This is a genomic window from Pseudomonas sp. GW821-FHT02A08 (assembly GCF_059422045.1).
Window position 1 is genome coordinate 93,023 of the sequence record NZ_JBWKWD010000001.1, and the last position, 18,724, is coordinate 111,746.

15 protein-coding genes are annotated in these 18,724 nt (G+C 62.0%); 8 read left to right on the top strand and 7 right to left on the bottom strand.

The window, feature by feature from the left end:
- Nucleotides 1-4: 4 nt before the first annotated feature.
- The 7 genes from AC07W4_RS00435 to AC07W4_RS00465 all read right to left on the bottom strand — a co-directional run bounded on the left by AC07W4_RS00435 (nucleotide 5) and on the right by AC07W4_RS00465 (nucleotide 8,396).
- Nucleotides 5-1,015 (bottom strand): chemotaxis response regulator protein-glutamate methylesterase, encoded by a 1,011-nt coding sequence (locus AC07W4_RS00435; RefSeq protein ID WP_495031112.1) that lies wholly within the window; start codon nucleotides 1,013-1,015, stop codon nucleotides 5-7.
- Entirely contained in the window at nucleotides 1,012-3,291 is a 2,280-nt protein-coding gene (locus AC07W4_RS00440; protein WP_495031113.1) for a hybrid sensor histidine kinase/response regulator, read from the bottom strand. The genes AC07W4_RS00435 and AC07W4_RS00440 overlap by 4 nt, the downstream gene beginning before the upstream one ends.
- Complete coding sequence (locus AC07W4_RS00445; RefSeq protein ID WP_495031114.1) at nucleotides 3,288-3,968, bottom strand: chemotaxis protein CheW; 681 nt, start codon at nucleotides 3,966-3,968, stop codon at nucleotides 3,288-3,290. Before AC07W4_RS00445 ends, AC07W4_RS00440 begins: the two co-directional genes overlap by 4 nt.
- Entirely contained in the window at nucleotides 3,965-5,236 is a 1,272-nt protein-coding gene (locus AC07W4_RS00450; protein WP_495031115.1) for a CheR family methyltransferase, read from the bottom strand. The genes AC07W4_RS00445 and AC07W4_RS00450 overlap by 4 nt, the downstream gene beginning before the upstream one ends.
- Nucleotides 5,233-5,769, bottom strand: a complete 537-nt coding sequence (locus tag AC07W4_RS00455; RefSeq protein ID WP_495031116.1) for a chemotaxis protein CheW — start codon at nucleotides 5,767-5,769, stop codon at nucleotides 5,233-5,235. The genes AC07W4_RS00450 and AC07W4_RS00455 overlap by 4 nt, the downstream gene beginning before the upstream one ends.
- Complete coding sequence (locus tag AC07W4_RS00460) at nucleotides 5,769-7,391, bottom strand: methyl-accepting chemotaxis protein (RefSeq protein WP_495031117.1); 1,623 nt, start codon at nucleotides 7,389-7,391, stop codon at nucleotides 5,769-5,771. The genes AC07W4_RS00455 and AC07W4_RS00460 overlap by 1 nt, the downstream gene beginning before the upstream one ends.
- Nucleotides 7,392-7,703: 312 nt before the next feature.
- Nucleotides 7,704-8,396, bottom strand: coding sequence for a tellurite resistance TerB family protein (locus tag AC07W4_RS00465; RefSeq protein ID WP_495031118.1), 693 nt, complete (start codon nucleotides 8,394-8,396; stop codon nucleotides 7,704-7,706).
- A 184-nt stretch (nucleotides 8,397-8,580) separates the two neighbouring features.
- Here AC07W4_RS00465 and AC07W4_RS00470 point away from each other — a divergent pair, with 184 nt between their 5' ends.
- The 8 genes from AC07W4_RS00470 to AC07W4_RS00505 all read left to right on the top strand — a co-directional run bounded on the left by AC07W4_RS00470 (nucleotide 8,581) and on the right by AC07W4_RS00505 (nucleotide 18,615).
- A complete protein-coding gene (locus tag AC07W4_RS00470; RefSeq protein ID WP_007975056.1) occupies nucleotides 8,581-9,495 on the top strand; it encodes a LysR family transcriptional regulator in 915 nt (304 codons plus the stop codon).
- A gap of 105 nt (nucleotides 9,496-9,600) precedes the next feature.
- A complete protein-coding gene (locus AC07W4_RS00475) occupies nucleotides 9,601-11,100 on the top strand; it encodes a gamma-aminobutyraldehyde dehydrogenase (RefSeq protein ID WP_081498110.1) in 1,500 nt (499 codons plus the stop codon).
- An 83-nt stretch (nucleotides 11,101-11,183) separates the two neighbouring features.
- Nucleotides 11,184-12,335: a putative ABC transporter substrate-binding protein YdcS gene (gene ydcS / locus AC07W4_RS00480; protein ID WP_495031119.1), complete on the top strand. Its 1,152-nt coding sequence runs from the start codon at nucleotides 11,184-11,186 to the stop codon at nucleotides 12,333-12,335.
- A gap of 192 nt (nucleotides 12,336-12,527) precedes the next feature.
- Complete coding sequence (locus AC07W4_RS00485) at nucleotides 12,528-13,565, top strand: ABC transporter ATP-binding protein (RefSeq protein ID WP_495031120.1); 1,038 nt, start codon at nucleotides 12,528-12,530, stop codon at nucleotides 13,563-13,565.
- A gap of 1 nt (nucleotide 13,566) precedes the next feature.
- The gene (locus AC07W4_RS00490; RefSeq protein WP_495031121.1) at nucleotides 13,567-14,514 is read left to right on the top strand and encodes an ABC transporter permease; all 948 of its coding nucleotides are present in this window, start codon (nucleotides 13,567-13,569) and stop codon (nucleotides 14,512-14,514) included.
- Nucleotides 14,504-15,313, top strand: a complete 810-nt coding sequence (locus AC07W4_RS00495) for an ABC transporter permease (protein WP_008052711.1) — start codon at nucleotides 14,504-14,506, stop codon at nucleotides 15,311-15,313. Before AC07W4_RS00490 ends, AC07W4_RS00495 begins: the two co-directional genes overlap by 11 nt.
- A 159-nt stretch (nucleotides 15,314-15,472) precedes the next feature.
- Nucleotides 15,473-16,897, top strand: coding sequence for a gamma-aminobutyraldehyde dehydrogenase (locus tag AC07W4_RS00500; protein WP_495031122.1), 1,425 nt, complete (start codon nucleotides 15,473-15,475; stop codon nucleotides 16,895-16,897).
- A 233-nt stretch (nucleotides 16,898-17,130) separates the two neighbouring features.
- The gene (locus AC07W4_RS00505; protein ID WP_495031123.1) at nucleotides 17,131-18,615 is read left to right on the top strand and encodes an APC family permease; all 1,485 of its coding nucleotides are present in this window, start codon (nucleotides 17,131-17,133) and stop codon (nucleotides 18,613-18,615) included.
- The last annotated feature ends 109 nt before the right edge of the window (nucleotides 18,616-18,724 follow it).

The following is an 18,724-nucleotide window of genomic DNA, read 5'->3' on the forward strand; positions in this document are numbered from 1 at the left end:
GTGCTCACTTGGCGAAAATCTCCAGCAATCGTGGCGCTATCTTGTCCAGCGGGCGAATCTCCACGGCGGCGTCGATGGCTGCGGCCGCCTTCGGCATACCGTACACCGCACTGCTGCCCTGGTCTTGTGCGATGGTCAGGTAGCCCTGTTGGCGCATGAGTTTAAGCCCTTGGGCACCATCACGCCCCATGCCGGTGAGCAAAACCCCCACGGCATCGCCATTCCAGTAACTGGCCACGCTCTCGAAGAACACGTCGATGGAGGGCCGGTAGATCTCGTTGACCGGTTCGGCGGTGTAGGCCAGCGTGCCGTTTTTCAGCAAGCGAATATGGTGATTGGTGCCGGCCAACAGTACCGTGCCGCTTTGCGGCGTCTCGCCTTCCTGGGCCAGGCGCACGTTGAGACCGCTGGCGCTGCCGAGCCATTCAGCCATGCCGGCGGCAAACACCTGATCAACATGCTGCACGAGCACGATGGCCGGAGAGAAATCACGCGGCAGCCCCTTGAGCAAGACTTCCAGCGCTGCCGGCCCGCCAGCGGATGAGCCAATGGAGATCAGGCTCTGGCGTGAGCCCGAGCGGTGCAATGGCGCCGTGGTCAAGCGCGGGCGATTGCCGTTGTCGCCGATCAGCCAGCTAATATTCAAGATCTTGCGCAACAACGGCGCGGCCGCTTCCTGGGCATTGCCGGCACCTACCGTCGGGGTATCGACCACATCCAGCGCACCGTGGCCCATGGCCTCGAACACCCGGTGCACGTTCTGCTGGCGATCCACGGTGACGATGACGATGGCACAGGGGGTCTCGGCCATGATCCGTCGCGTGGCCTCGACGCCATCCATCACCGGCATGATCAGGTCCATCAGAATCAGGTCCGGGGTGTCCTGGGCGCACTGACGCACCGCCTCGGCGCCATTACCGGCGACCCAGACCACCTGGTGTGTTGGCTCGAATGCCAGGGCGCGGCGCAAGGCCTCCACCGCCATGGGCATATCGTTGACGATAGCAATCCTCATGCTCGCGCTCCTCCAATGAGCTCGACCACTGCATCGAGCAAGGCGTCGTCATGAAAACTGGCCTTGGCTAGATAATAGTCGGCCCCGGCATCCAGTCCACGGCGCCGGTCCTCTTCACGATCCTTGTAGGACACCACCATCACCGGCAGCGATTGCAGGCGATTGTCCCGACGCAACAGCGTGACCAGTTCGATGCCGTCCATGCGCGGCATATCAATGTCGGTGATCAGCAGATCGAAATCCTCCGAGCGCAGCGCGTTCCAGCCGTCCATGCCATCCACCGCAACCGCCACGTCGTAGCCGCGATTGAGCAACAGCTTGCGCTGCAACTCTCGCACGGTCAGGGAATCATCCACCACCAGAATTCGTTTGCGGGTCGCCTCGACCACCTGATTGCTGTGGCGGGCAATGCGCTCCAGACGACCGGTGTTGAGCAGTTTCTCCACCGACCGCAGCATGTCTTCGACATCGACGATCAGCACCACTGAACCGTCGTCGAGCAGGGCCCCGGCGGAAATGTCCTGCACCTTGCCCAGACGCTCATCCAGCGGCAGCACCACCAAGGTGCGCTCACCGATAAACCGCTCCACGGCCACGCCGTAGATCGCATCGCGCTCGCGAATCACCACGACCTTCAGGGTTTGCCCACTGCTCTGGCTGGCCGGACGTTGCAGCAACTGACTGGCCGCCACCAGGCCGACATGCCGGTCTTCGTGCCAGAAATGCTGGCGACCTTCGACCTGTACGATATCCGACGGCTCCAGGTCGCACATGCGCTCAATGTGCGCCAGCGGGAAGGCATAGGCTTCATCGCCGACTTCCACCACAAGGCTGCGCACCACCGACAGGGTCAGCGGCACCTCAAGGTGGAACCGACTGCCCTCGCCCGCCGTCTGCTCCAGCACCACCGCGCCGCGCAACTGCCGGACCATGTGCTGCACCGCATCCAGGCCGACACCGCGACCGGACACCTCGGTGACCGTGTCGCGCAGACTGAAACCGGGCAGGAACAGGAACGTCAGCAACTCTTCTTCGCTCAACTGCGCAGCGGTTTGCGCAGGCGACAGATTTCGCTCAACGATGCTGCGACGGACCTTTTCCAGGTCCACGCCGTTACCGTCATCGCTCAGTTCAAGCACCAGCAAGCCGGCCTGATGGGACGCGCGCAGGCGAATCAAACCTTCCGCCGGCTTGCCCGCCAGCAGGCGCTGCTCCGGGGTTTCGATGCCGTGATCGACCGCGTTGCGCAACAAGTGAGTCAGCGGCGCTTCGAGCTTTTCCAGTACGTCGCGATCGACCTGGGTTTTTTCGCCTTCAATTTCCAGCCGAACCTGTTTGCCCAGATCGCGCCCCAGATCCCGGACCATCCGCACCTGCCCGGTCAGCACATCGGCAAACGGCCGCATGCGACAAGCCAGCGCCGTGTCGTACAACACCTGCGCCCGCTGGCTAGCATGCCAGGCGAACTCATCAAGCTCGGCATTCTTTTCCATGAGCAGTTGCTGGGACTGCGCGAGCAATCGCCGCGCATCCTCAAGGGCTTCCTGGGCCTCCAGGCTCAAGGCGTGATCCTTGAGATGCACATTGAGATTCTCCAGTGCGCGCAGGCTGTTGCTCTGCATGCGCTTGAGTCGCTGCATGGTCGCCAGGTGCGGTTTGAGCCGCAGGGTTTCCACCAGGGATTTGCTCGACAGATCGAGCAGACTGTTCAGGCGCTCGGCGGTGACACGCAGCACACGTTCGCCGTTTTCGATGGTGCGTTTGGTCTTGCGCGAGGCTGGCGCCGATGGCGGTTCGACGGCAGGCGCCGGCGGCTCGACCCTGGGTATGGGTGCTTCGAGCTGAAGTTCGGCCATCACCGGTACGGCAGGCGCAACCAACGGGGCCGCAGGGTCGAGCAACCGCGCCATCAACGCCACATAGGCCTCGATGTCCGCGGCCTCCGGGTTGTTGTTCGGCGTGGCGATGCGCATCAGCAAATCGGTGCCTTGCAGCAATGCATCGATGTGTTCGGGGTGCAGCAACAGGCGACCTTCCTGGGCACTGACCAGGCAATCCTCCATCACATGGGAAACGCTGACCCCGGCGTCGACACCGACGATCCGCGCCGCGCCCTTGAGCGAGTGTGCGGCACGCATGCACGATTCAAGTTGATCGGCCTGGGTCGGGTCGCGCTCAAGCGCCAGCAGGCCGGCGCTCAAGATCTGGGTCTGAGCCTCCGCCTCCAGGCTGAACAGCTCGAGCAAAGAGGCGTCGCGCATTTGCTCGGGGGTCATGTGAGGCTCCGGGTCACGGCGGACAGCAGCTGTTCTTCATCCAGCCAACGCAGGCTGCGACCTTTGAATTGCAATACGCCACGGGTGTATTTGGCGCTGGCCTGAGTACCCGAGCGCGATGCGGTTTCGAGGATGCGCTCGTCAATGGCGTGAATCCCGTCGACTTCGTCCACCGGCACCACCACCGGCCCGCCGTGGGCCGCGATGATCAGCATGCGCGGCATGACCCGCGCACCGGTGGCCACGCTGCTGGCGCCGTCGAGCCCGAGCAGTTCCACCAGCGACAGGCAGGCGACCAGCGCGCCGCGCACATTCGCCACGCCGAGCAAGGCCCGGGAACGTTGATGCGGCAACGAGTGAATCGCTTGCAGCGGCGCCACCTCTACCAGACTACGGGTCGCAAGCCCCAGCCACTCTTCACCCAGACGGAACATCAACAGCGAGCGGGTTTTCACCTCGCTCTCGACCGCGACGGACACGCTCCCGCGATCTTCCTGCTGCAATGCATAACGATCGAGCAAGCGTGTGGCAGCCGCCGAATACACCGCACAATTGCGGCAATGAATATGCTCGCTGAGCAACGGGCAGGACTTGTCGCCGTGGATACCGATGCGATTCCAGCAATCGTCGATGGCCTGGGCGTCCCGGGTGACGCTGAAGGTGTCTGGGGCGATCATCGTTTACGCTCACTGTCAGCGGCGCGTGCGCTGCGGGCGGCACGTTCCTGCAATCGTCTGGCTCCCATTGCGTCGCCCTGGGCCTGCAGCAACCCGGCCAGGTGCATCAACGCTTCGGGATGTTGCGGCTCGAGGTACAACGCCTTGCGGTAAAAACCCTGGGCTTCAAGGGTATTGCCGGCCACATCGCTGAGCAGTCCCAACCAATAAAAGACCTGGGCCACCGGTTCATGGCTGCGCAAGTAGCTTTCACACGCCGCTCGCGCCTCGGCGCTTTTGCCTTCATCGGCCAGCACGGCGATATTGGCCAGCAGCGCGGCAGTGTCGGAGCCGGAGGTTGCGGGCGCAGGCCGCAACGGCGCAATCCGGGCAAACGGACGGCTGCGCACTGGCGCAGGCGGTGGATTGCGCAGCGGTTGCGGCACAGGCAATGGTGCGGGCAAGAATGTCGGCAAGGGCTCAGGGTCCGCAGTGCCCTGTCGACTGAACGCGAAGGACTGCGGGATTGCGATCGAGCGCATCCCCAGACGCCCCAGCAGACTGCCTTCGGCCGGACCGATAAACAGCACGCCGTCAACGTGAGTCAGGCACTTGAGCACTTCGAAGACTTGCTTCTGGGTCGGCTGGTCGAAGTAGATCAGCAGGTTGCGACAAAACACGAAATCGAAGGGCGGTTCACCGGCCAGCAAGGCCGGATCCAGCAGGTTGCCGACCTGCAGGCGCACTTGCTCGATTACCCGCTGATCGAGGCGATAGCTCTCGCCTTCGGCGCTGAAATGACGGTCGCGAAACGCAATGTCATCACCCCGAAAGGAGTTCTTGCCGTACAACGCCCGCCGGGCTTTTTCCACTGACAACGGGCTGACGTCCAGGCCGTCGACTTTGAACTGGTGCGGTTTGAGCCCGGCATCGAGCAACGCCATGGCGATCGAGTAGGGTTCTTCGCCGGTTGAGCACGGCAGGCTGAGAATTCGCAGTGCGCGCAGGTTGTTGATCTCGGCCAGACGCTTGCTCGCCAGTTTCGCCAGGGTAACGAAGGACTCCGGATAGCGGAAGAACCAGGTTTCCGGAACGATCACCGCTTCGATCAACGCCTGCTGCTCGTCCCGCGAGCCCTGCAAGGTCCGCCAGTATTCATCGGCCGACAATGCTTGCGAAACGATGCTGCGCTGGCGCACCGCTCGCTCGATGATCGCAGGCCCTACCGAGGTCACGTCGAGCCCGATAGTTTCCTTGAGAAAGTCGAAAAAACGCTGATCGTTGTTCATGGCCGCTCCTGCAGCAGCGCCGGATCCATTGGCGGCGAGGGAAACAACAAGGCGCGCACCCGGTCGCCCAGCAGATCGCCGACCCGTACCCATTGCAGCAAGCCCTGCTCGTCCTTGCGCACCGGCCCGAGGTAAGGCGTCTGGCGGTTGTCCAGGCCATAGTGCTGAAAATCCGCCGGATCGCAGCGCAAGGTGTCAGTCGCCTGCTCCAGGATCAGCCCGAGCAGCTGTGTCTCGACAGTTTCATCCGGGCGATAGTTGACCAGCACCAGTCGCGTGCTGGTACGGGCCTGTGCAGACGCACCAAAGGTCAGAGCGCTCAAATCGATCACCGGCACCACGGCGCCCCGATAGGCGAACACCCCGGCGACCCAGGCGGGAGCATGGGGGATGGGCTTCAACGGCAGGCGCGGCAGCACTTCAGCCACTTCGATGGCCTTCAAGGCATAGCGCTCGTTGCCGATGCGAAACACCAGAAACAAGGCATGCGGCACCTGTTTCACGGCAGTGCGTTTGGCCGTGATTTCGCTCATCAGACTTTGAATCGCGAAACGCCGCTGCGCAGCCCGACGGCCACCTGGCTCAGCTCATCGATGGCGAAACTGGCCTGGCGCAGAGACTCGACTGTCTGGCTGCTGGCGTCACCCAACTGCACCAGCGCATGGTTGATCTGCTCGGCACCGGTGGCCTGGGCCTGCATGCCTTCGTTGACCATCAGCACCCGCGGCGCCAACGCCTGGACCTGATGGATGATCTGCGACAATTGCTCGCCGACCTGCTGCACCTCGGACATGCCGCGACGCACCTCTTCGGAAAACTTGTCCATGCCCATGACCCCGGCCGATACCGCCGACTGGATCTCGCGCACCATTTGCTCGATGTCGTAGGTGGCCACGGCCGTCTGATCCGCCAGACGCCGCACTTCGGTGGCGACCACAGCAAAACCGCGCCCGTACTCCCCGGCCTTCTCGGCTTCGATGGCGGCGTTGAGCGACAACAGGTTGGTCTGGTCGGCGACCTTGACGATGGTCACCACCACCTGATTGATGTTACCGGCCTTCTCGTTGAGGATCGCCAGCTTGGCATTGACCAGATCGGCCGCGCCCATCACCGAATGCATGGTTTCCTCCATGCGCGCCAAGCCCTGTTGCCCTGAGCCTGCGGCCACGGAAGCCTGATCGGCGGCGGTGGAAACCTCGGTCATGGTGCGCACCAGATCCCTGGAAGTGGCGGCGATTTCACGGGAGGTCGCACCGATTTCCGTGGTGGTAGCGGCGGTTTCGGTAGCGGTGGCTTGTTGCTGCTTGGACGTCGCGGCGATCTCGGTCACCGACGTGGTCACTTGCACCGACGAGCGCTGGGCCTGGGACACCAGGGAAGTGAGCTCGGTCATCATGTCGTTGAAACCGGTCTCTACCGCGCCGAACTCGTCCTTGCGCTCCAGGTTCAGGCGGCTGCTCAGGTCGCCAGTGCGCATGATTTCAAGGATTTTCACGATGCGGTTCATCGGCGCCATGATGGCGCGCATCAACAACAGGCCGCAGAGGGCAGCGGCCAGCACCGCGATCGCCAGGGAAATGCCCATGATGACTTTGGCGGTGAACACCGCATCATCAATGGCCGCGATTTCTGTGTCCGCCACGGTCTTGTTATGACGCAGGATGTCATTGACCTTCATTCGACCCGCCGCCCAGGTCGGGGTCAGTTCACTGTGGAACATGTTGACCGCCTCGGCGTTCTGGTTGCGTTTATGCAACTCGATCACCGTGGCCAGAATCCGTTGGTAGTCCTCATGAAGTTTTTCGAACGCTGCGAAATCGACCCTGTCTTCTTCGTCGCCCATCGTTGCACGGTAGAGGTCCATCTGCTCTTTCAACCGTTCAGCGAAGCCCTTGAAGTTCGCAGTATCCTCGGCAGTGAAGCTCTGCCCTTGCTCCAGACCGAGCATGGCCTGAATGCGTACATAACTGTCGGACCACGCGCCACGAATCATCGAGCTGTAATACAACCCTGGCAGAGCGTCCTCACGCACGTTGGCCTCGCTGTTTTCGATCGTCAACAGCCGGGAATACGAGACGACCACCATCAGCAACATGATGGCGATAATTACCGCAAAGCTCGCCAAAATGCGTTGGCGCAACGTCCAGTTCTTCACAGTCAATCCTCGGGGCCTGATTCGAAATGCGGGGAGTATAGCCGAGGGCGGTGTTTCATTTATAAGACGGATGCACGCCACTTCTCATCCCGTTGAAAAAAGGCGGGATGGGCTCTGGGTGGGACTGTCCGCTAATTGAGGGAATGGGTGTTAGGGGTGATTGGGTAGAATCGGGCGATGGTTCGGCCATTGGGGATGTGGTGCAGCTGAAAACGAGGCCCCTGTGGGAGCTGGCTTGCCAGCGAAAGCGTCGTGCCAGACAACCGATTACTGACTGAATGTCCGCCTTCGCTGGCAAGCCAGCTCCCACAATTACATCGAAGCCTGGCGCACCTGCTTCTCCAGTTCAGCCTTCAACCCCGGCTCCAGCTTCAGCTGACGCGCCAGCTCATCGAGATAGGCCTTCTCCATGAAGTTTTCCTCGTCCACCATCATCACGCTGGCGATGTACATCTCGGCGGCGATTTCCGGGGAGCCGGCGGCGCGGGCGACATCGCTCGGGTCCAGCGGCTTGTTGAGCTCGGCGTGCAGCCAGTGTTGCAGCTCCTGGTCATTGTCGAGTTTGCTGAATTCGCCTTCGATCAGCTCGCGCTCACGTTCATCGATATGACCGTCAGCCTTGGCCGCAGCCACCAGCGCCTTGAGAATCGCCTGGCTGTGCTGCTCGACTTGCGCGGCAGGCAAGCGGTCGAGGGTTTGCGGTTCCGTTTCTGGCGCAGTGCCCTGCTGCGCCTGCCAGTTGCCGTAGGCCTTGTAGGCCAGCACGCCCAACGCGGCGAGGCCGCCGTAGACCGCAACCTTGCCGCCCACCTTGCGGGCCTTCTTGCTACCAAGTAACAAGCCCATGGCGCCTGCCGCCAATGCCCCGCCGCTCGCACCGGAGAGCAAACCGCCAAGGGCGCCGGTGCCACCGCTCACGCCCTTTTGCTGTGAGCCACCGGCCTTGTTCTGAAGCAGGTCCTGGCCGGACTTGAGAAGTTGATCGAGCAATCCACGGGTGTTCATTTGCTGCCTCCACAGGACGTTTAACCTGAAATCAAGGGCACCAGCCTAGATCGAAAGTGCCGACGCCCCGTGCGCGAGAGTGCTTCCAGATGTTGCATCGCCAGGGCACCTGGCGCTGACCATCGAAAAAAAAGATATACACTCCAATAAATCGATAAAAACAGCCCACCGGGTGCTTCCCCCCATGATGACCCTGCGTCAGATCCGTCACTTCATCGCCGTGGCCGAGACCGGCTCGATCTCGGCCGCCGCGCAAACCGCGTTCATTTCCCAGTCGACCCTGACCCTGGCCATCCAGCAACTGGAGGAGGAAATCGGCGTCAGCCTGTTCAGCCGCCATGCCAAGGGCATGACCCTGACCCACCAGGGGCATCAATTCCTGCGTCAGGCGCACTTGATCCTGGCCACGGTGGATAACGCCAAGCGCAGCCTGCAACAGAGCACCGACCAGGTTGCCGGGCAACTGATCGTCGGCGTGACCAGCCTTGTGGCCGGTTATTACCTGGCGGATCTGCTCACCCGCTTCCAGCGCGCCTACCCCAACGTGGAAATCCGCGTGATGGAAGACGAGCGCCCATACATCGAGCATTTGCTGGTCAGCGGCGAGATCGATGTCGGCGTGCTGATCCTCTCCAACCTCGAAGACCGTCACGCCTTGCAGACCGAGGTGCTGACCCACTCGCCGCACCGGCTATGGCTGCCGGCCCAGCATCCCTTGCTGGAACACGACAGCATCAACCTCGCCGATGTGGCCCGCGAGCCCTTGATTCAACTGAACGTCGACGAAATGGACCGCAACGCCCAACGCATGTGGTCCGCCGCCTCGCTGCAACCGCGCATCACCCTGCGCACAGCCTCGACCGAAGCAGTGCGAAGCCTGGTGGCCGCCGGATTGGGTGTGTCGATCCAGCCAGACATGACCTATCGCCCGTGGTCACTGGAGGGCGACATAATCGAAGCGCGGCCGATTGCCGACCTCAGCCAGACCCTGGATGTCGGCCTGGCCTGGCGTCGCGGCACCGCGCGCCCGGCGCTGGTGGACCCCTTTCTCACGGTCGCTCGCGAACAACCCCACGGCGGGCGCAAGCCATCTATTTAATCGAACGCCACCTTCAGTATTTAGTATTTGTTGTCCTCGGGTCCGCAAACTAGTCTTGTTGCATCTAATAAAGACGGCCGGGCCCCAGTCACAGGGAGCGCTGCCATGTCTACACAACAAGCCACACAAAAAACGAGAACCCGAAAAATGGCTGGCGCGCAGACTCCGTTGTTCACCGCCCTGTTGATCGATGGTGAACTGGTCGCCGGGCAAGGCTTTGCCGAGCCGATCCTCAACCCGGCCACCGGCGAAGTCCTGACGCAGATCGCTGAAGCCAGCACCGAGCAAGTCGAAGCCGCCATCCTCGCCGCCCACCGTGCCTTTGCCGGTTGGTCACGCACCACGCCACAGCAACGTTCCAACCTGCTGCTGGAGATCGCCAACGCCATCGAAAAAAACGCCGACCTGCTGGCCCGCCTCGAATCCATGAACTGCGGCAAGCCGTTGCACCTGGCCCGTCAGGATGACCTCAATGCCACGGTCGACGTGTTCCGCTTCTTCGCCGGTGCCGTACGTTGCCAGACCGGCCAGCTCAGCGGCGAATACCTGCCGGGCTACACCAGCATGGTCCGTCGCGATCCGATCGGGGTCGTGGCGTCGATTGCGCCGTGGAACTACCCGATCATGATGGCCGCGTGGAAAATCGCCCCGGCCCTCGCCGCCGGCAACACCCTGGTATTCAAGCCGTCGGAACACACGCCGCTGTCGATCCTGGCCCTGGCACCCGCGCTGGCCGAGATCCTGCCACGGGGTGTGATCAACATCGTTTGCGGTGGCGGCGAAGGGGTCGGCAGCCATTTGGTCAGCCATCCAAAAGTGCGCATGGTGTCGCTGACCGGCGATATCGTCACCGGCCAGAAGATTCTCCAGGCCGCATCGAAGACGCTCAAACGCACCCACCTGGAACTCGGCGGCAAGGCCCCGGTGATCGTCTGCAACGATGCCGATATTCAGGCCGTGATCGAAGGCGTGCGCACCTACGGCTATTACAACGCCGGCCAGGATTGCACCGCCGCTTGCCGCATTTACGCCCAGGCCGGGATTCATGACCGCCTGGTGGCCGAGCTCGGCGCGGCGGTCAGCAGCCTGCGCTTCGCCGGTAAACGTGACGCCGACAACGAAATCGGCCCGCTGATCAGCACCCGCCAGCGTGATCGCGTGGCCAGTTTTGTCGAACGGGCCCTCGGCCAGCCGCACATCGAGCGTGTGACCGGCGCGGCCGTGCATTCCGGCGCCGGCTTCTATTACCAGCCGACCTTGCTCGCCGGTTGCAAGCAAAGTGACGAGATCGTCCAGCGCGAAGTGTTCGGGCCGGTGGTCACCGTGACCCGTTTCGATGAACTCGAACAAGCGGTGGACTGGGCCAACGACTCGGAATACGGCCTGGCCTCGTCGGTCTGGACCCAGAACCTCGACAAGGCCATGCAGGTCGCAGCGCGCCTGCAGTACGGCTGCACCTGGATCAACAGCCATTTCATGCTGGTCAGCGAAATGCCCCATGGCGGCCTGAAACGTTCGGGCTACGGCAAAGACCTGTCCAGCGATTCGCTTCAGGACTACAGCGTGGTGCGACACATCATGGCCCGCCATGGCGAGCATCTCTGACTACGCTTATAACAAGCCACCAACGGCATGCTTCACCACGTTCACAACTGCCCCGACCATAATTTGAAGAAGAGGGAAATTCCATGTTCGTGCACAAGACCGCACTGCTCAGTGCAATCACCACCGCGCTGCTGGCCAGCGCCAGTGTCCAGGCCGCCGAGCCGCTCAAAGCTGTCGGGGCCGGCGAGGGCCAACTGGATATTGTGGCCTGGCCTGGCTACATCGAACGTGGCGAGAGCGACAAAGCCTACGACTGGGTAACCGTTTTCGAGAAGGAAACCGGCTGCAAGGTCAACGTCAAGACGGCGGGCACCTCCGACGAAATGGTCAGCCTGATGGCCAAGGGTGGTTACGACCTGGTGACGGCGTCGGGCGATGCCTCCCTACGCCTGATCGTCGGCAAGCGTGTGCAGCCGATCAACACTGCGTTGATCCCGAACTGGAAAAACCTCGACCCGCGCCTCAAGGATGGACCGTGGTACGTGGTCAACAAGCAGACCTTTGGCACCCCGTATCAATGGGGCCCGAACGTGTTGATGTACAACACCAACGTGTTCAAGACCGCGCCCACCAGCTGGGGCGTGCTGTTCAATGCGCAAAACCTGCCGGACGGCAAGTCGAACAAGGGCCGCGTGCAGGCCTATGACGGCCCGATCTACATCGCCGACGCGGCGCTGTACCTGAAGAGCGCCAAGCCGGAACTGGGCATCCAGAACCCCTACGAACTGACCGAAGCCCAGTACAAGGCCGTGCTCGACCTGTTGCGCGCCCAGCAGCCGTTGATCCACCGCTACTGGCACGACACCACTGTGCAAATGAGCGACTTCAAGAACGAAGGCGTGGTCGCCTCCAGTTCGTGGCCGTATCAGGTCAACGGTCTGATGAACGAGAAGCAGCCAATCGCCTCGACCATCCCGAAAGAAGGCGCCACCGGTTGGGCCGACACCACCATGATGCACGCCGAGGCCAAGCACCCGAACTGCGCCTACAAGTGGATGGACTGGTCACTGCAACCGAAGGTCCAGGGTGACGTAGCGGCGTGGTTCGGCTCGTTGCCGGCAGTCCCGGCAGCATGCACCGGTAGCGAATTGCTCGGCGCCGAGGGCTGCAAGACCAACGGTTTCGACAATTTCGACAAGATCGCCTTCTGGAAAACCCCGCAGGCTGAAGGCGGCAAGTTCGTGCCGTACAGCCGCTGGACCCAGGACTACATCGCGATCATGGGCGGCCGTTAACCCCTCTGTAGCAGCTGCCGAGGCACGAGGCTGCGTCGGGCTGCGCAGCGGCCCCCCGAGGGCGGTCCCGCGGACACGCAACGCAGCCTCGTACCTCGGCAGCTGCTACGACGCAGTTCACTTTGATTCAGCTTTTTCAGAAGTCCAGGCAGGGCCGCTGCGACGGCCTTCGCCTTTTTGGAGCACCGCACCATGACGCTTGCAGTCCAGTTCACCAACGTCTCCCGTCTATTCGGCGAAGTGAAAGCCGTCGACCGGGTTTCCATCGACATCCAGGACGGCGAGTTCTTCTCCATGCTGGGGCCGTCCGGCTCGGGCAAGACCACCTGTTTGCGCCTGATTGCCGGTTTTGAACAACCGAGCGCGGGCTCCATCCGTATTCATGGCGAAGAGGCCGCCCACCTGCCGCCCTACCAGCGCGACGTGAACACCGTGTTCCAGGATTACGCGCTGTTCCCGCACATGAATGTGCGCGACAACGTCGCCTACGGTTTGAAAGTCAAAGGCATCGGCAAGACCGAGCGCCTCAAGCGCGCCGAAGCATCCCTGGAAATGGTCGCCCTCGGCGGCTACGGCGAGCGCAAGCCGGTGCAACTCTCCGGCGGTCAGCGCCAGCGTGTGGCCCTGGCCCGCGCCTTGGTCAATCGTCCTCGCGTACTGTTGCTGGACGAACCCCTCGGCGCCCTCGACCTGAAGTTGCGCGAGCAAATGCAGGGCGAGTTGAAGAAGCTGCAACGCCAGCTCGGCATCACCTTCATTTTCGTCACCCACGACCAGACCGAAGCGCTGTCGATGTCCGACCGCGTGGCGGTGTTCAACAAGGGGCGCATCGAACAGGTCGACAGCCCGCGCAACCTGTACATGAAACCGGCGACCACCTTCGTCGCCGAGTTCGTCGGCACCTCCAACGTGATTCGCGGCGACCTGGCCAGGCAGCTGAGCGGTAATCCACAGCCGTTTTCGATTCGCCCGGAACACGTGCGATTCGCCGAAGGACCGCTGGCCAGCCATGAAATCGAAGTCAGCGGTATGCTGCACGACATCCAGTACCAGGGCAGCGCCACCCGCTATGAACTGAAACTGGAAAACGGCCAGACCCTGAACATCAGCCAGGCCAACAATCAGTGGATCGACAGCAGCGCGCAACATCAGACCGGGCAACGTCTCAGCGCTCGCTGGGCACGGGAAGCGATGGTCCAGTTGCACGACACCCTGGCAGGCGGGGTGTGAGATGAGCACCTTGGCTATTTCTCAAACCTCGTCAGGCGGCTCGCCGTTGCGCAGGTTTTCCAACCTGTTGTATCGCCGGCCGAACCTGTACCTGTCGCTGCTGCTGGTGCCGCCGCTGCTGTGGTTCGGCGCGATCTATCTGGGCTCGTTGCTGACCTTGCTGTGGCAAGGTTTCTACACCTTCGACGACTTCACCATGGCGGTCACTCCCGACCTGACCCTGGCGAACTTCACCGCGCTGTTCCAGCCGTCGAACTTCGACATCATCCTGCGCACCCTGGGCATGGCGATTGTGGTGTCGATTGCCAGCGCCATCGTCGCGTTCCCGATTGCCTACTACATGGCGCGCTACACCACGGGCAAGACCAAAGCGTTTTTCTACATCGCGGTGATGATGCCGATGTGGGCCAGTTACATCGTCAAGGCCTACGCCTGGACGCTGCTGCTGGCCAAGGGCGGCGTGGCACAGTGGTTCGTGCAGCACCTGGGGCTGGAACCGGTTCTGCAATTCGTGCTGGGCATTCCGGGCGTTGGCGGCAGCACCTTGTCGACCTCGCACCTGGGGCGCTTCATGGTGTTCGTCTACATCTGGCTGCCGTTCATGATCCTGCCGATCCAGGCTTCGCTGGAACGCCTGCCTCCCTCGCTGCTGCAAGCCTCCGCCGACCTCGGTGCCAGGCCACGCCAGACCTTCATGCAAGTGATTCTGCCGCTGTCGGTCCCAGGCATTGCCGCAGGCTCGATCTTCACGTTTTCGCTGACCCTGGGCGACTTCATCGTGCCGCAACTGGTGGGCCCGCCCGGCTACTTCGTCGGCAGCATGGTGTACGCCCAGCAAGGCGCGATCGGCAACATGCCGATGGCCGCGGCCTTCACCCTGGTGCCGATCGTGCTGATCGCCATTTACCTGTCCATCGTCAAACGACTGGGAGCCTTCGATGCACTCTGAGAAAGCTTCAATTGGCCTGCGCATCGCGGCCTGGGGCGGACTGGTGTTCCTGCACTTCCCGATCCTGATCATCTTCCTGTACGCCTTCAACACCGAAGACGCGGCGTTCAGCTTCCCGCCCAAGGGTTTCACTTGGAGGTGGATCGGTGTGGCGTTCTCGCGACCGGACGTGCTGGAAGCGATCAAGCTGTCGCTGCAAATCGCCGCCATTGCAACGGCGATTGCCATGGTCCTCGGCACCCTGGCGTCGGCGGCGTTGTACCGCCGGGATTTCTTCGGAAAGCAAGGCATCTCGCTGATGCTGATCCTGCCGATTGCCCTGCCGGGGATCATCACCGGGATCGCGCTGCTGGCGACCTTCAAGACATTGGGCATCGAGCCGGGGATGTTCACCATCATCGTCGGTCACGCGACTTTCTGTGTGGTGATCGTCTACAACAACGTCATCGCCCGTTTGCGCCGTACCTCCCACAGCCTGATCGAGGCCTCGATGGACCTCGGTGCCGACGGCTGGCAAACCTTCCGCTACATCATCCTGCCGAACCTCGGCTCGGCGTTGCTGGCCGGCGGCATGCTGGCGTTTGCCCTGTCGTTCGACGAAATCATCGTCACCACCTTCACCGCCGGCCATGAACGCACCCTGCCGCTGTGGTTGCTCAACCAGCTAAGCCGCCCACGGGACGTACCGGTGACCAACGTCGTGGCGATGCTGGTGATGATCGTGACCATGCTGCCGATTCTTGGTGCCTATTACCTGACGCGGGGTGGTGAGAGCGTTGCGGGGAGTGGCGGGAAATAAACTCAAAATAGACACCACTACCCCCTGTGGGAGCGAGCTTGCTCGCGATGAGGCCATCACATTCAGCATGGATGGTGGCTGACACACCGCCATCGCGAGCAAGCTCGCTCCCACAGGGACCGGTTTCAAAACAAGATCTGCATTGATGAGGACAAAGCCATGCAAACCAAACTCTTGATCAACGGCCAACTGCAAAACGGCGAAGGCCCCGCCCAACCCGTCTTCAACCCGGCCTTGGGTCGTGTGCTCGTGGAAATCAACGAAGCCAGCGAAGCCCAGGTCGATGCCGCCGTGCGCGCCGCCGACGCCGCGTTCGACAGCTGGTCGCATACCCCGCCGAAAGAGCGTTCGCTGCTGCTGCTCAAACTCGCCGATGCCATAGAAGCCCACGGCGAAGAGTTGGCCAGGCTGGAATCGGACAACTGCGGCAAGCCTTACAGCGCCGCGCTGAACGACGAGATCCCGGCGATTGCCGACGTGTTCCGCTTCTTCGCCGGCGCCAGCCGTTGCATGAGCGGTTCGGCCGGTGGCGAATACCTGCCGGGCCACACCTCGATGATCCGCCGCGACCCAGTGGGCGTGATCGCTTCCATCGCGCCGTGGAACTACCCGCTGATGATGGTCGCCTGGAAAATCGCCCCGGCCCTGGCCGCCGGTAATACCGTGGTGCTCAAGCCATCGGAACAGACCCCGCTGACTGCCCTGCGCCTGGCCGAACTGGCGTCGGACATATTCCCGGCCGGCGTGCTCAACCTGGTGTTCGGCCGTGGTCCTACCGTCGGTAGCCCATTGGTCACCCACCCGAAAGTGCGCATGGTGTCGCTGACCGGTTCGATCGCAACCGGTTCGAACATCATTTCCAGCACCGCCGACAGCGTCAAACGCATGCACATGGAACTGGGCGGCAAGGCTCCGGTGATCATCTTCGACGACGCCGACATCGACGCCGCCGTCGAAGGCATCCGCACCTTCGGTTTCTACAATGCCGGCCAGGACTGCACCGCCGCCTGCCGCATCTACGCGCAGGAAGGCATCTACGACAAGTTCGTGGAGAAACTCGGGGCTGCGGTCAGCAGCATCAAGTACGGCTTGCAGGACGATCCGTCTACCGAACTCGGCCCGCTGATCACCGCACAACACCGCGACCGCGTGGCCGGTTTCGTCGAGCGCGCCATCGCCCAGCCGCACATTCGCTTGATCACTGGCGGCAAGGCTGTCGAGGGCAACGGCTACTTCTTCGAACCGACGGTGCTGGCCGACGCCCAGCAGGACGACGAAATCGTCCGCCGTGAAGTGTTCGGGCCGGTGGTGTCGGTGACCAAATTCAGCAATGAAGCGCAGGTACTCGGCTGGGCCAACGATTCGGAATACGGCCTGGCCTCCTCGATATGGACCGCCGACGTCGGTCGCGCTCATCGCCTGTCGGCCCGCTTACATTACGGCTGCACCTGGGTGAACACGCACTTCATGCTGGTCAGCGAAATGCCTCATGGCGGTCAGAAACTGTCGGGCTATGGCAAGGACATGTCCATGTACGGGCTTGAGGACTACACCGTCGTACGGCATGTGATGTTCAAGCACTAAAGGCATTAAAAGCTTCGCGAGCAAGCCCGCTCCCACATGGACTGCGCAGTACCTGTGGGAGCGGGCTTGCTCGCGAAGAGGTCACCTCGGTTTCAAGGCAGAAACCGGCAATACGCACCACCAGGCTCCACACCAAAAAAACAAAACAATAACCACCGATCCGGGCGGTGCCCTCAAGGCCCCGTCACGGTTTCGGACATCCGAAATCTGCCGATTTTCCGGAGCAATCACATATGAGTGCATCACCCGAACTCTCTGCAGCCCTTGCCGACAGCGATGCCGAGCAACTACGCAAGCTGGGTTACACCTCCAATTTCAACCGCAGCATGAGCCTGTGGGAAAACTTCGCCCTGGGCTTCACTTACCTTTCCCCGGTCGTCGGGGTTTATACCCTGTTCGGCTTGTGCCTTGCCGCGGGCGGGCCACCGATGTTCTGGGCTTATCTGCTGGTCGGTTGCGGCCAGTTGCTGGTGTGCCTGATCTTCGGCGAAGTGGTTTCGCAGTTCCCGATTTCCGGCGGCGTGTACCCATGGGCCCGCCGCCTGGTGGGCAAGCGTTGGGCGTGGATGGTCGGCTGGATCTACTCCATCGCCCTGTGCGTGACCATCGCGGCGGTTGCCGTGGGTGCCGGTCCGTACCTCGCCGCCATGATGGGCTTTGAACCGAGCAACAACACCAACATCATCATTGCCCTGTTCCTGACGCTGTTCGCCACCCTGGTCAACCTAAGCGGCACCAAAGTACTGGCGCGCATTGCCATGTTCGGCTTCCTCTGCGAGCTGGTGGGCGCGGTGATCGTCGGCGTTTACCTGCTGATTTTCGAGCGTCATCAACCCATCAGCGTGTTGTTCAATACCTTTGATATCAGCGTCGACGGCTCGTACCTGCCGGCGTTCCTCACCGCGTCTCTGGCGGGGATGTTCCTGTACTACGGCTTCGAGGCCTGCGGCGACGTGGCCGAAGAAACCCCGAATCCGAGCAAGAAGATCCCGGTGGCCATGCGCATGACGATCTACATCGGCGGCATCGCGGCGATGTTCGCCTGCCTGGCACTGATCCTGGCCGTACCGGACATGCAGGCCGTGATCAACGGCACCGACAAGGATCCAGTCACCACCATCCTCAACAACGCCTTCGGCCCGGTCGGTTCGAAAGTGGTGATGGGCGTGGTGATGATTTCCTTCATCTCCTGCGTCATCAGCCTGCAAGCAGCGGCCAGTCGTCTGCTGTATTCCTACGCCCGTGACGAAATGGTCATCGGCAGCCGACTGCTGAAGAAGATTTCCCCTACGACTCAGGTTCCAGTTGCCGCGCTGTTCGTGTCCGGAGTCCTGCCGGCACTCATCATCATCCTCGGCTTCTTCCTGCAGGATGCGGTCGCCACCATCGTCAGCTTCGCGGCCATCGGCATCTACCTGGCGTTCCAGATGATCGTGCTCGCGGCCCTGTACGCCCGCATGAAGGGCTGGAAACCGAGCGGTAAATTCTCCCTCGGCGCCTGGGGCTGGGCGGTGAACATCGGCGCGCTGGTCTATGGTGTCGGGGCCATTATCAACATGGCCTGGCCACGCACCCCGGATGCCGCGTGGTACATCAACTACGCCATGGTCCTGAGTACTGCCATCGTTATTGGCCTGGGCCTGCTCTACATGTGGATCGCCAAACCATATGACCACGGAAAGGCACCTGCGGGGGATGCGTGGAAGGTTAGTCGGTAAGGTATTCGCCCTCGCTTGGAGACCCTGCCCGTAACGATACGGGCAGGACTTCAAGTCAATAAGGGGCTGAGGGGACATGAAACACCACCCTCAGAAAGCGAAATGCGGA